At 63.5% G+C, this 13,193-nt stretch carries 15 protein-coding genes; 9 read left to right on the top strand and 6 right to left on the bottom strand.

Annotated features, from left to right (window positions below; translation table 11 throughout):
• Positions 1-111: 111 nt before the first annotated feature.
• Positions 112-726, bottom strand: coding sequence for a carbonic anhydrase (locus AB0323_RS12025; protein ID WP_366177518.1), 615 nt, complete (start codon positions 724-726; stop codon positions 112-114).
• A gap of 421 nt (positions 727-1,147) precedes the next feature.
• Here AB0323_RS12025 and AB0323_RS12020 point away from each other — a divergent pair, with 421 nt between their 5' ends.
• Positions 1,148-1,969, top strand: a complete 822-nt coding sequence (locus AB0323_RS12020) for an IclR family transcriptional regulator C-terminal domain-containing protein (protein ID WP_366177517.1) — start codon at positions 1,148-1,150, stop codon at positions 1,967-1,969.
• 283 nt (positions 1,970-2,252) lie between these two features.
• Here AB0323_RS12020 and AB0323_RS12015 read toward each other — a convergent pair whose 3' ends face one another.
• The 5 genes from AB0323_RS12015 to AB0323_RS11995 all read right to left on the bottom strand — a co-directional run bounded on the left by AB0323_RS12015 (position 2,253) and on the right by AB0323_RS11995 (position 5,390).
• Positions 2,253-2,684 (bottom strand): molybdenum cofactor biosynthesis protein MoaE, encoded by a 432-nt coding sequence (locus tag AB0323_RS12015; RefSeq protein ID WP_366177516.1) that lies wholly within the window; start codon positions 2,682-2,684, stop codon positions 2,253-2,255.
• A gap of 162 nt (positions 2,685-2,846) precedes the next feature.
• The gene (locus AB0323_RS12010) at positions 2,847-3,113 is read right to left on the bottom strand and encodes a MoaD/ThiS family protein (protein WP_366177515.1); all 267 of its coding nucleotides are present in this window, start codon (positions 3,111-3,113) and stop codon (positions 2,847-2,849) included.
• Between the two features lie 48 nt (positions 3,114-3,161).
• Positions 3,162-4,295 (bottom strand): GTP 3',8-cyclase MoaA, encoded by a 1,134-nt coding sequence (gene moaA / locus AB0323_RS12005; protein ID WP_366177514.1) that lies wholly within the window; start codon positions 4,293-4,295, stop codon positions 3,162-3,164.
• Positions 4,292-4,474: a hypothetical protein gene (locus tag AB0323_RS12000; protein WP_366177513.1), complete on the bottom strand. Its 183-nt coding sequence runs from the start codon at positions 4,472-4,474 to the stop codon at positions 4,292-4,294. The genes moaA and AB0323_RS12000 overlap by 4 nt, the downstream gene beginning before the upstream one ends.
• A gap of 226 nt (positions 4,475-4,700) precedes the next feature.
• The gene (locus tag AB0323_RS11995; RefSeq protein ID WP_366177512.1) at positions 4,701-5,390 is read right to left on the bottom strand and encodes a GntR family transcriptional regulator; all 690 of its coding nucleotides are present in this window, start codon (positions 5,388-5,390) and stop codon (positions 4,701-4,703) included.
• Positions 5,391-5,524: 134 nt separating this feature from the next.
• Between AB0323_RS11995 and AB0323_RS11990 the strand changes: the two genes are divergently transcribed.
• From AB0323_RS11990 to AB0323_RS11955, 8 genes are all read left to right on the top strand, one after another.
• Positions 5,525-5,926, top strand: a complete 402-nt coding sequence (locus AB0323_RS11990) for a PaaI family thioesterase (RefSeq protein WP_366177511.1) — start codon at positions 5,525-5,527, stop codon at positions 5,924-5,926.
• Between the two features lie 97 nt (positions 5,927-6,023).
• Entirely contained in the window at positions 6,024-6,824 is an 801-nt protein-coding gene (locus AB0323_RS11985; protein ID WP_366177510.1) for an ABC transporter permease, read from the top strand.
• Positions 6,821-7,600 (top strand): ABC transporter permease, encoded by a 780-nt coding sequence (locus AB0323_RS11980; RefSeq protein ID WP_366177509.1) that lies wholly within the window; start codon positions 6,821-6,823, stop codon positions 7,598-7,600. Before AB0323_RS11985 ends, AB0323_RS11980 begins: the two co-directional genes overlap by 4 nt.
• Entirely contained in the window at positions 7,597-8,403 is an 807-nt protein-coding gene (locus tag AB0323_RS11975; protein WP_366177508.1) for an ABC transporter ATP-binding protein, read from the top strand. The genes AB0323_RS11980 and AB0323_RS11975 overlap by 4 nt, the downstream gene beginning before the upstream one ends.
• A 46-nt stretch (positions 8,404-8,449) precedes the next feature.
• Positions 8,450-9,436 carry an ABC transporter substrate-binding protein gene (locus tag AB0323_RS11970; RefSeq protein ID WP_366177507.1) on the top strand — a complete coding sequence of 329 codons (987 nt, stop codon included), beginning with the start codon at positions 8,450-8,452 and terminating at the stop codon, positions 9,434-9,436.
• Positions 9,437-9,470: 34 nt separating this feature from the next.
• Entirely contained in the window at positions 9,471-10,343 is an 873-nt protein-coding gene (locus AB0323_RS11965) for a xanthine dehydrogenase family protein subunit M (protein ID WP_366177506.1), read from the top strand.
• Positions 10,340-12,676 (top strand): xanthine dehydrogenase family protein molybdopterin-binding subunit, encoded by a 2,337-nt coding sequence (locus AB0323_RS11960; RefSeq protein ID WP_366177505.1) that lies wholly within the window; start codon positions 10,340-10,342, stop codon positions 12,674-12,676. The genes AB0323_RS11965 and AB0323_RS11960 overlap by 4 nt, the downstream gene beginning before the upstream one ends.
• A complete protein-coding gene (locus AB0323_RS11955; RefSeq protein WP_366177504.1) occupies positions 12,673-13,191 on the top strand; it encodes a 2Fe-2S iron-sulfur cluster-binding protein in 519 nt (172 codons plus the stop codon). The genes AB0323_RS11960 and AB0323_RS11955 overlap by 4 nt, the downstream gene beginning before the upstream one ends.
• Positions 13,192-13,193: the final 2 nt, after the last annotated feature.

Raw genomic sequence — 13,193 nt, 5'->3', positions numbered from 1 at the left:
TAGCGGCCAGCAGTTGGCTCCGCGCATATATCACTGGCCACTGACCACGGCGTCATGGGAGATGTTCACGTAGAAGTTGAGGGCAGTGATGCCGGCGTGGCGCCCCTCCCTTTAGACCAGGCCGGATTCCGAGATGAGCTGCGCACGGCCTTCTTCAAGCCTGTACGCAACGGCGATCACGACGATGGAGGAATCGTTCACAGCGGAGGCAATCACCTGGGACCTTTCCAGCAACCGGTCCACGGTCTGCTTGGCATGCTCGACAACCATGTCGTTTACCTCCGCTTTATCCTCCCTCAGCGACGTCAGCACCGAGGGGGTAATGCGTTCGACCAGATCCCGGATGAAACGCGGAGGCATCCGTCCGGTCTCCACTGCGTCCTTCGTGGCAGTGACGGCGCCGCAGCTGTCGTGACCCAGGACAACGATCAGCGGGACATTGAGCACGGAAACGCTGTACTCGAGGGACCCGATGACCGCGTCGTCGAGCACATGCCCGGCCGTGCGGACCACGAAGGCGTCACCGAGGCCGAGGTCGAAGATGATCTCCGCGGCGAGGCGGGAGTCCGAACAGCCGAAGATGACCGCGAAGGGGTTCTGGGTGTTCACCAGTTCGCTGCGGCGCGACGCTCCCTGATTCGGGTGCACGGCGTCTCCGGAAACAAAACGCGCATTGCCTTCAAGCAGGCGATGCCATGCTTCGGACGGGCTGATCGCATTAGTCACCCTACTTACTTTACGGCGTCGCCCAAGCGTGCACGGACGCCGTCCCACGCCCGGAGCACCGGGACCACGCCGTCCCTCACCCGCCTGATAGCCGTGGCTAAGATCACTGCGCCAGCTGGCGGACTGACGTGCTCGGGCACTGCGCTGGAAATGCACGAACGGCTCCGTGGGGCGCCCTCGCCGCCGACTCAACGCCGTACTTACCCGAGGGATGGCTAGGACCGCCCCGCCTACATAGTGCGCCAGAACGCGGCCGAAGTCAGCGAAAACCTGGCTCGCGTCCCTGATACAAGGCTCTCGATGGGCTAAAGCGTGCCAACTGGGCCGCTTGGGTGAGGGCTTTGTCCTGGATCGGCCTGAGCTCGTTGAACCAACAGACCGCCTGCAGCCCAGCGCGCCGCTGATGAGATAGATTCGAATAGTGCCAAGCCTCCCGGAGACCGCCTCCCTTTTGAAGAAAAACGACCCGGACCATGTCGAGGCGTTGGCCCGGGGTCTGTCCGTGCTGAAGGCCTTCAGCGCCCACGACAGGCCATTGTCGGTCTCGGATGTTGCCGAGCTCGTCGGGATCACCAGAACCGCGGCGCGGCGTTTCATTCTCACTCTGGAATACTTGGGCTATCTGTCCTATGACGCCAGCGGCTATTCGCTGCGGCCGGCGGTGCTGGAGATCGGGGACGCCTATCTACTTAGCCACAATCTGCTTGCGGTGGCTCATCCGCACCTCGCGTCACTGGTGCAGGAGGTCGGCGAGACAGCATCCTTAACGGTGCTGCACCAGGGCCGGGTGATCTACGTCGACCGGGTCCATGCCGACCGCGTCCTGACCGCAAACATCATCATCGGCACCAGCCTACCCGCCTACGCGACGGCGACAGGCCGCGTCCTTCTCTCCGGGCTCACCGACGAGGGGCTTGATGAGTATCTGGAATCGCTGGTGCCGGAAAGCCTGACCGGGTATACGGCGATCGACGGCGAGGTAATCCGGAAGAGGATCACCGTGGCACGGGAGCAAGGATGGTCGCTGGCCGACCAGGAGCTGGCCGAGGGTCTGCGGTCCATCGCGGTCCCGGTACGGGATGCGGGTGGCGGCATCATCGCAGCGCTGAACGTCTCGGCACACGCGACCCGCGTGAGCTCCGAAAGCCTGCGCGACACTGTTCTGCCCCGCCTACTGACGGCGGCAGCTGCGGTCGAAAAGGACTTCGCCGACGACGATTGGCCAGCCGACGTCGTACTCTGACGCGGCGGGCAGCCTGCTGTCCTCCGGTCCAGCTCAGGCGTCCAGCACCAACAGCGGCGTTTTGGACCGGCCGACGCACAGCATCATCGTCTCGTTCTTCTCCGGTCCAACTTGCTGAGGATCGTGTCGCGGTGGTCCGGAATTCCGGCCAGCACCTTTGTTCGCACGATCCGCAGAAGCCCTCCTCGCAGGAGAGTCACCCTTCGTGCTGATAGCAACATCCGCCACGTCATCTCCGAGGTCACGCCGATCCTGGTGTTCCTCTGCGTTAATGGCAGTTGCGCTATTCGCCCGCGCCAACCCATTCTGCGCGGCCGTCGCTGAAGAACTGTTCCTTCCAGATCGGCACGCGTTTCTTGATGGTGTCCACGAGATCGGAGCAGGCAGCAAATGCTTGGCTGCGGTGTGGCGCCGCAGCTGAGGCTATCAAGGCTGCCTCCCCGATGGCCAACAGGCCTACACGGTGCGCTGCCCACAGCCGCACGCCATCATGCCTGGCTGCGATCTCAGCCGCAACCTCTCCAATGACCTCCGGGGCGCTGGGGTGGGCGATGTATGTCAGCGCGTCCACGTCCCGGCCGCCGTCGTGGTTACGCACGACCCCACTGAAGGAGACCACCGCGCCGCAGTCTGTCGACTGCACCGCGGCCAGCGCCGTCTCCACTCTCAGCGGCGCCTCGGAGATCGTGGCCTCCACTACAACGCTGACGTTCATTTCGCTCCTCCGGTTGTCCGCAGATATTGCAGAGTGGCCCTCAGCCCTAACGTCGCACGTGGGGTCTAGGCGCGCCTTAGCCTGCCCGCAGTCATGCTGGCGGTTACGCATCTGGTGGAATATCCGTTTTTGCCGCTGTCCTCAGGTATATGCCCGCTGTCTTCACCCGCCGGCGAAGGGCGGAAGGATGTCGATCACGTCGGCGTGACCCAACGGCTCGTCGAAGTCCCTCAGCGCCACTTCGTTGCGCAGGAAGCTGCTCCTCGCAAGAATTTTGGCCAAGGTCGGCGCGTGACCCACTTCCGTTCCGGGGTGCAACTTTATGAGATGGCGGACTACCTCCGTAAGGACAGCCCCGTCGGAAAACTCCAGCGTTTCCTGCTCGACGCCGGTTGCGGCTTTCGCCGCGGCGAAGTACCTGATCAACATTTCCACTCCACTCCGTCGATGCAATGCAATTGTTGCCATCCCTGATATCTAGCCGCCGATCGCGCTCATCGTCCGTTCTGGCTGTACATAGTCCGCCGTGTCCAATCCTGCATTGTCCATGCCATGGGCTTTCGGCTTACCCCACATGGCTTCCTGCCAACGGCGTGCTACAGCGCCGTCGTCTGCATCCGTCCGGAGCAGGCCCAGCAAGTCGGTCTCCTCGTGCGAGAAGAGGCAGCTGCGCACTTTGCCTTCGGCCGTAATGCGTGTTCGGCGGCAGTCCGAGCAGAACGGTTCGGTGACGGAAGCGATGATTCCCACGGTTCCTGCGACTCCGGCGTTTGGCGCGCCGCCCGCTGTCCTCCGTCGCACTTCCCATCGTTCAGCGGGGGCGCCACCGCGCTGTCGCGGATCCGGCGTGAGGACAAAACCGGGCTCCAGCCGTTGCCGGATCTCCGCAGCGGAGATCATGCCCTTCCGGGTCCAACCATGATCGGCATCCAGCGGCATCTGCTCAATGAACCGGAGTTCGAAGCCACGGGTCAGCGCCCAGTCAAGCAGCTGGGGGGCCTCGTGGTCGTTGACACCGCGCACCAGCACCGCGTTGATCTTGATGAGCCCCAGTCCCACTCGATCAGCTTCTTCAGCACCGGCCAGTACGCGGTTCAGGAGGAGGGGGCGGCGGGTCAGCTGGGCAAAGGTGTCCGGATGCAGTGAATCTAACGAGATGTTGATCCGGTTCAGGCCTGCGTCCTTGAGAGCCTGGGCCTTGTTTTCGAGGCCTAGGGCATTAGTTGTCAGGGATATGGGAAGGTCGGGGTGACTGGTCCGGATGGCTCGGATGATGTCCACTAAATCCGCCCTGACCAACGGTTCGCCACCGGTCAACCGCAGCTCTCGGATGCCGAGCTGCTCAACGCCGATGCGGACGAGCCGGACTATCTCATTGTCCGTCATTAGGTGCTTTTTGGTCAGCCAGTTCAAGCCGTCGGCCGGCATGCAGTAGGTGCAGCGCAGATTGCACTTGTCCGTTAAGGAGAGCCGCATATCCGTCGCACGCCTCCCATACCTGTCCCTGAGGCCGACGGACGACGCCGGAACGAGAGGCGTGGTGCGAGAACCAGAGATAACGGTAGCAAGCGCGCCAGCGCTCGGCAGCGGCAGTCCCAGGGAAATTTTCATATCTGGCCACCGCCCCCGACACAGGGATCCTGCCGCTGGCAGAGATCTCCGGCCAGCAATTGCAGGTCCTTCGGGGTGTCGATGTCCATCCCTGATCCAGGGTTTCTCCAATCGACATAGGTCCCTGCTTCCGGATGCCTTTGCATGAATTTTCGAGCTCCCACATCACCGGTTGTCACGGCCGCTCCTTTCCGCACAAGGACGGGATCCAACAGGACCGGATGGCCCGGCTGCTGAGGGAAAAGAAGGACCGTGATCCTGCCCGGACGGTGTTCAGCCCGGCGTCGCATGACCGCCATGGTCGCGGAATCATGGCACCGACATATCCAGGCGTTGCACGATTTCATGAACATGATCCTTTGACTTGGCCGATATGGGATTCGGACGCCTGGACGGGATGCGGCCCTATTCCGGCGCCCGGCTGGTCCATAGTTTGAGGCGGATGTTGCGGGATTCCGTGAAGTGCTCAGCGGCCCGCTCGGCTGCCAGATCGCCGTCGCGCGCCTCGATGGCGTCCAGAATCGCACTGTGCTGATCGTTGGCCCGTTCCCAACGGCCCGGAAAAGAGAGCGTCGTGGCAGGATAGCGGCCCAAATGGAGACTCAAGCGGTCGAGCAAATCCACAAGCGAGCGGTTGTGGCTCGCCCGCCATACCGAGCGGTGGAAACGATCGTTCGCCGCAGCCATCGCCTGCGGATCGCTGGTGTCCATCGTCTTCATGTGGTCCGCCAGCTCCCGCATCTGAAGCAGGTCGTGGAAAGTGCGCCGTTCGGACGCCACCCGGGCGGCCGTCGCCTCAAGCACGATGCGCGTCTCGTAAAGATCGAGGACGTCCTCAGGACTGTCATCACGCACCATAAGGCCGCGATCGGTCCGGACGACGATTCCGTCCTGTTCCAGCCGCGTGAGAGCCTCACGGATCGGGGTCCGGCTGACTTCGCACCATTCGGCCAGTGCCGTCTCAACCAATGGCTCTCCCGGCTTCAAGTCTCCGGAAACGATTGCCTGCTTGATTCGTTCGTAGGCACTGCGGCGTCGATCGATTGGCGGTGTATGGCCTAGGCCCGAAGCGGTCGCCCCGGTTTTGGCTGCCATGAAGATATCCCCCGTTGGGTTGTCTGCGGATAGGGAAAGCCATGCGCGCATCCGCGGGCATGCCCCCGGAGGCACCGCTTGGGCCTGCTGTGTACAGTAGTATCCATTCTTCGCAATGACAAGGAGCGACGCTCATGAATTCCGCTATTCCCAACAATTGTGCGCTTGCCGTCCACGGGATCCAATTGACCACCTGGGGCCCGGGTTCCGCAGAAGCGGAAATGACCGTCGGGCCGGATAACCTCAATCAGCAAGGCAGTGTCCAAGGTGGCGTGTACGCAGTGCTTGCAGACGCCGCCGCAGGATGGGCAACGGAAGCAACATTGGGTTCGCCCGGATACGTGACCCTGGACTTTTCCTGCAACCTCACGGGGGCCGCGGTAGAAGGAGACCTGCTCAGGGCCCGCGCCTCAGTGGCGCACCAAGGGAGGCGCACGGTGGTAGTGAAGGTCGAGGTTCAGCGGTTGAGGGCTGCCGGGGCGCGAAGCGTTGCCTGGTTTACCTGCACGCAACTTGTCCTCGACAGCACGCCTTAACCGCGGTCGGCAGTTACGGGAAACTTAACTCTGCGCCGCAAAAATTTTTCCGGAAAAACTATGCATTTTTCGGCATCCATGTGTATACAGTGTCCGCATGAGAATTTCGGAAAGCATGTTAGGACGGCTAGGAGCAGCCGCCCGGACAGCCAGTTGGCCGGGCATTGTCATGGCGTTGGCCGTCTGGGAAATGGCACCACGGACCGGCTTGGTGCCATCCAGCTTTGTGCCGCCGGCGTCACAGGTCCTGGTGGAATTCGCCTCGATGCTCGTAACCGGACCGTTTTGGGCTGACGTCCAGTCGACCATGCTGGCCTGGGCCGTAGGCTTGGTGCTTGCAATGGTCGCAGCTGTCGCCGCAGGAATCCTGATCGGCAGCAACATTTACGCATACCGCGCCACCCGGTTCCTGATCGAATTTCTTCGGCCGATCCCAGCCGTGGCACTGATCCCCCTGGCAGTGCTGATCTTCGGCATCACGACCGATATGAAAGTGTTCCTGGTGGTTTTCGCGACCTTCTGGCCGATCCTGTTCCAGGCCGTCTACGGCGTCCGCGAAACGGATTCAGTGGCCAGGGATACGGCACGATCCTTCGGTTTCACCCGTGCCGAAGTCTTCTGGCACGTCACCCTGCCCAGCGCCGCGCCATCAATCGCCACAGGCGTTCGCCTGGCCTCGGCGCTTGCCATCGTGATCGCAGTGACGGCGGAACTCATCGCGGGAGGCCCCGGCCTCGGCACCGCCATCCTGGCAGCCCAGAGCGCAGGATCCAGTGTCCGGATGTACGCGTTGATTTTCGCAGCAGGACTGCTGAGCTACATCACGGGATCAATCATCGTCGCACTCGAACGCCGGCTCCTGCGCTGGCACCCGAGCCACCGGAAGGCAGTCGTATGAGACGGCGCAAAGCAAAGCTGATCGGGCTCGAAATAGCCACCACCGTGGCGGTGCTTGGAGCGTGGTATGTGCTCTCGGCCGGATCCACATCCCTTTACTTCCCTCCCCTCGCCGCGATCGTGAAAAGCTTCCGCGAAGTATGGATCGGGCAAGGTTTCGCCGAGCACGTCATCCCGAGCCTCGGCCGGATGCTGGCTGGCTACCTCATTGCAGCGGTCGCCGGCATCAGCCTCGGGCTTGCGATCGGCATTTCATCGTGGGCCCGCCGGCTGCTCGGCCCGAGTATCGACTTCCTGCGTGCCCTGCCCGCCGTCGTCCTGGTGCCGTTCGGCCTCATCGCCTTCGGCGTCGGCGCCCCGATGCAGATCTTCGTCATCGCGCTCGGCTGCTCCTTCCCCATCATTCTGAACACCGCCGCGGGCGCGGCGTCCGTGGAGCCGATCCTGCACGATGTGTCCCGCAGTTTCCAGTTCTCGCGGGCAGAGCGGCTCTTCCGCGTTGTGCTTCCCGCTGCTGCCCCGAGCATCTTCGCGGGATTGAGGGCAAGCCTCGCCTTGGCACTCATCCTCATGGTGGTAGCCGAAATGGTCGGCAGCACAGACGGGATCGGCTATTCGATCCTGCAGTCGCAACGGATGTTTGTCATTACCGACATGTGGGCCGGATTGCTCATGCTTGGCATCGTCGGCTACGTCGTCAACCTTATCTTCCTCGGTGTCGAGCACTTTGCGTTGCAGTGGCACCACGGCCTGAAAGCGAGCACACGAGACGCATGACAGCTATACACGAAACAACCGCGAAGCAGGAACGAACCACGATGATCATCGATGTCAAAAACCTGCAAAAGACGTACGGTTCCGGCACCACCGCGCATGTCGCGGTGAAGGACGTCACCTTCGAAGCCGCGGAGGGCGAATTCGTCTGCATCGTCGGGCCCTCCGGATGCGGCAAGACTACGTTGCTCCGCTGCCTCTCGGGCCTGATGCCACCGACAGGCGGATCAGTGAACCTGCACGGCAAGCCCATCAGTGGGCCTCCGCGCGAGATGGGCCTCGTCTTCCAGGAGTACAACCGCTCGCTCTTCCCTTGGATGTCCGTGCGCCGGAACGTCGAGCTGCCGCTCCGCAAGCTTTTCCGCGGCGCGGAACGGGCAGCTGCGGTCCAGGAAGCGCTCAGCGCCGTGGGGTTGCAGGGCCATGAGGAAAAGTACCCCTGGCAGCTTTCGGGCGGCATGCAGCAACGCGTCGCTATCGCACGCGCCATTGCCTACCGGCCCGAGATCCTCCTCATGGATGAGCCGTTCGCCTCCGTCGATGCGCAGACCCGCATCGAACTTGAGGACCTGCTGCTCGACCTCAAGGCCAAGTACGGGATCACCATCGTGTTCGTCACGCATGACATCGACGAGGCGGTCTACCTCGCGGACCGCATCGTGGTCCTGAGCGAACCGCCGTGCGTAGTCCGGGAATACCTGAATGTCCCATTGCCCCGGCCCCGCAGCCAGACCGAAACCAAAGCGTTGCCCGAATACAGCCGGCTGCGCAACCACGTCTACAACCAGATCGTCGGGGAACACTAGCGTCGGCGTCCCCGGCATCCACCCCACCGTTAGAGAGGCTACACAGATGAAAAAACGATTTGCGCTCACGGCCGCGCTGGGGGCGGCCTCCCTGTTCCTCGCCGGTTGCGGCGGCCCGGCCGCCTCCGACGGCGGAAACAAAGGGACCGGTGCCCTCGCCGACATTACTGTCGGAACGCTGCCGATCGTTACGAACACGGTCCTCGCCTTGGGCGTCGAAAAGGGCTTCTTCAAGGAAGAAGGGCTCAACGTCAAGCTCGCCAGCGCCCAAGGCGGCGCCGCACTCGTGCCTGCAGTAGTCAGCGGCCAGTACGACTTCGCCTTTTCGAACAACGTGTCCCTGCTAACGGCGCGCGCCCGGGGCTTGCCCATCAAGATCGTAGCCGCGGCCAGCAGTGCCGGGACCAACCCGACCCCGCCGGATGAAGCCATCGTTGCCGGACCGAAAAGCAACGCCAAATCCCTCGCCGAGCTGAACGGCAGCACAGTCGCCGTCAACGGCCTGAAGAACATGGTGGAAGTCGCCGACCGGGTCGCACTCGAGAAAGCGGGCGTCGACCTCGGAAGCGTCAAATTCGTCGAAGTCGGCTTCCCGGACATGCCTGCGGCGCTCGCCAGCGGACGCATCGACGTCGCCCATGTCGCCGAGCCCTTCCTGAGCCAGGCCGTCAAAGGCGGGGCGCGCATCCTCTCGGCGCCCTACCGCGAGGTCCTGCCCGACGTCTTTATGTCTTCATGGTTCACGAGCGAGAAGGTGATCGCCGAGAAGCCCGACAGGGTGGCCGCCTTCCAGCGCGCGCTGGAAAAGTCCCGGGCCTACGCCGTCAAGCACACTGATGAGGTCCGTGCCTATATGCCCACGTTCCTCAAGATGGACGCCACGGTGGCCAAGGAAATCGCCATGGGCAACTGGCCCGCAGGGATGCCGAGCGACGCTTCCCTGCAGGCCTGGTACGACGCGTGCGTCAAGTATGGCATCTTCGCCAAGGACGCCCTCAAGAACCCCACCGACATCCTGGCGCGGACCAAATGACGAAACACCCAAACTCAGACGAAAGGGAACCGGCATGCAGGTCCTGAGACCGACGAGCGTCACCGAGGCGTTGGCACTGCTTGACGCCTCGGACGAAGACGCGAAAATCATCTCCGGCGGCACGGCCCTCATGCTCATGCTCCGCAACGGCTTGGTGTTCCCCAGCGGGCTCATCGCACTCGATCGCATCGAGGGCCTGGACTACATCAAGGCCGACGACGCCGAGATCCGCATCGGCGCTCTCACGACCCTCCGCACGATGGAGCGTTCGGCCGAGTTGCAGGCGCTGCTGCCGACCCTCACCCAGGCGCTGGGCATGGTGGCCAACCATCGTGTACGCAACCGGGCGACGATCGCCGGCAATGTTTGCGAGGCGGACTACGCATCCGACCCGCCCGCCATCCTGACAACCCTCGGCTGCCAGGTGCGCGTCGAGGGCCCGGAGGGTGAACGGCTGATCGCCTTGCCCGAGCTGCTGGTGGACTACTACGAGACAAGCCTCGAGCACAACGAACTTGCAGTGGAGGTGATCATCCCCCGGCCGGATGCCGGTACCAGGACGAACTACCTCAAGTACGTCAGCCGCTCCTCGGAAGACCGGCCCTGCGTCGGCGTCGCTGCCTCGCTGTCAACCGACGATGCAGGCCGGTGCCGCAGTGTGGACGTGCAGATCGCCGGCGCCACAGCGACGCCCTTCAGCATCCCTTCCGTCCTCAAGGAATGCGAAGGAGCGGAACCGGGCAAGGAAAGCTGGGAGCACATCGCACGGTCCTACGCCCAGGCTATCGAGCCGATTGACGATGTACGGGGCTCGGCGGGCTACCGCAGGCGCGTCGCCCGAGTCCTGATCGAGCGGGCGCTGCGCGAGATGAACGACGACTATGTGAACGGAGCGACGAAGCTGTGACCAATCACGCTGCGATCAATGAAGCGGGGGCTGTCAGGGTTGCGCCTGGTTCCAGTATCGGTACCCCGATCAACATGTATGAGGCCCGTGACCGCGTGGACGGAAGCATCAACTTCGCCCTCAACGCCGAAGTACCCGGAATGGTCCACGCGGCCATCCTGCGCAGCACGGTGCCGCACGCCGAAATCCTCTCCATCGATGTTTCGGCCGCGGAGGCACTGGACGGGGTCGTTACCGTGCTCACGGCGGCAGACTTCGACGCACCCGGAGCCCCCCTCCGCCATTTCGGGCCAGTCATCAACGATCAACCCGTTGTCTGCGGCCGCAAAGTCCGCTTTGTCGGAGACCCGGTTGCCGCCGTCGTCGCCGAGACCGCGGAGCTCGCGCAGGAAGCCATTGGACTCATCGAAGTGGAATATAACGAGCTCCCCGTCGTCGCCTCGATAGACGACGCACTCGCCGCCGACGCAGTGCTCGTGCACGACACTCCCCCGCGTCCGAATGAACGCAGCTATTCGGACATCAAACTCCTGGGGCGCGGTGGAAACGTCTGCACGAAGTTCCAAGTGCGTCGCGGAGATGTGGACAAGGCCTTCGCCGAAGCGGATCTGATCGTCGAGGACGTCTACTACAGCCCCGCCGTCGACCACGTCACGATGGAGCCGCACGTGGTGTTGGCGACGTTCGCCCACGGCAAGCTGGACGTCCTCACCAGCAGCCAGGCGCCCTTCGCCGTCCGCGACACGCTCTGCGAGATGTTCCGGCTGCCGAGCTCCAAGGTCCGGGTGACCGTACCGCCCATCGGAGGCGGGTACGGAGGCAAGACCTATGCGAAGTTCGAGCCGATCACCGCCGCCCTGGCCTGGAAATGCCGCCGCCCGGTCAAGCTCGTCCTCTCCCGGGAGGAGGAGTTCTCCGCCACCACCACCAAGCACGCAGCACAGATCCACATGCGCTCGGCCGTGATGAACGACGGAAGCATCATCGGCCGCGACGTGGTTGTCTACTTCAACGGCGGAGCCTATGCCGACATCAGCCCCCGGCTCATCAAGAACGGCGGCTACAGCACCGTGGGCCCCTACCGCATCCCCAATGTGCGCATCGACTCATACGCGCTGTACACGAACCAGGTGCCGGCAGGTGCCTACCGCGGCTACGGCGTCTCCCAGGCCGCGTGGGGATACGAAAGCCAGATGGACCAGATCGCCGTGGCCCTGGGCATGGATCCGGTTGAGTTGCGGCACAGGAACCTGCTCCGTCCCGGCGACGAATTCGCCACGGGAGAGGTCATGACCGAGGCAAGCTACGCTGAACTCCTCGACATGGCGGCAGAAGCCATTTCCTGGAAAGAAGGCGTTCGCAAGGTCGTTTCTCCCGACCGGGTCCGTGCCAAGGGCATCGCGGTCATCCTGAAGTCGACCATCACGCCGTCAACAACCCATGCCTCGGTGCGGCTCGACGCCGATGGATCCGTCCAGGTGCTCACCTCCGCCATCGAAATGGGCCAAGGAGCCCACACGGTGCTGGCCCAGTTCGCCGCCCAGGCGCTGGAGGTGGACGTCAACCGCGTCAACGTGGCCACCGCGGACACCGCATACACCCCGTACGACCAGACCACCAGTTCCAGCCGCACCACCCGGGCGATGGGCGGGGCGGTGACGAAGGCCGCCCACGAGGTCCGCGACAAGCTCATCGCACGCGCCGCCCCGATTCTTGGCTTCACCGGGGACAAGCTACGGCTTCGCAATGGACGCGTCGAAGTCATCGACGTGCCGGAAACCAGCCTGAGCATCCAAGAGGTCTTCCACGAGACCCGGACCGGCAGCATCCAGGGCGAGGGTGAGGTGCTCACCTCCGGCGGACTTGACCCCGAGACGGGTCAGGGCCTGGCCAGCGACCACTGGCACCAGGGAAGCGCCGCCGTCGAGCTGGAGGTGGATCTTGGCACCGGAAAGATCTACCTCGAGCACATCTACGCCGCCGCGCATGCCGGCACGGTGATCAACCCGAAGCTCGCGAGGCTGCAGATGCACGGCAGCATCGTCTTCGGCATCGGCCACGCCCTGTACGAGGAGCTGATTTTCGAGGACGGCTTCGTGACCAACCCGAACCTCTCCGATTACGCGATCACGACCATGGGCGACATGCCGCGCAAGCTGGAGATCGCGCTGTTGGAGGACGACGGCGAGGCCACCGTGCATGGTCTCGGCGAGACCGTGCTTCCGCCGGTCATCGCGGCAATCGGCAACGCCGTCGCGAACGCAACCGGTCACCGCGTGCGCCGGCTCCCCATCACACCGGAACGAGTGATCGACGCCATGGAGGCACGATGAATGAATTGAACGACGAAATCACGGTCACGTGCCGGATCAATGGTGGAGAGGCCGCGCTTCAAGGCGACCCAGCCGGGTCTACCGTCTCGGCCCTGCGCGCCCGCGGCCTGTATGGAGTGCGGGAAACCTGCGGCCTCGGGGTCTGCGGCACCTGCACGGTACTTCTTGACGGCGAGCCTGTGAGCAGCTGCATCCTGCCGCTCTATGCCTTGGACGGACGAAACGTCCAGACAGTAGAGGGTGCAGCCTCCGGAGAAACACTCAGCAGCCTGCAACAGCAGTTCATTGAATCCCAGGCCTTCCAGTGCTCGTTTTGCACGCCCGGCTTCCTGGCTAGTGCCCAGGCCCTGCTGGACCAAAGCGAGGGCGAGCTGACGCGGGAAGAGGTGGAGGACGGACTGCAGGGCCACCTGTGCCGCTGCGGATCCTACGAGGCGATCAACGAGGCCGTACGGATCTGCAGTCGCAACCGGGACTGCGCTCCGGGCACCGCTGCTGGCTGCTCCGCATCCTGAAC

Source organism: Arthrobacter sp. NPDC080031, assembly GCF_040702485.1.
Classification (GTDB): domain Bacteria; phylum Actinomycetota; class Actinomycetes; order Actinomycetales; family Micrococcaceae; genus Arthrobacter.
Note: the sequence above shows the minus strand (reverse complement) of the source record. Positions and strands in the feature narration are given on the sequence as shown.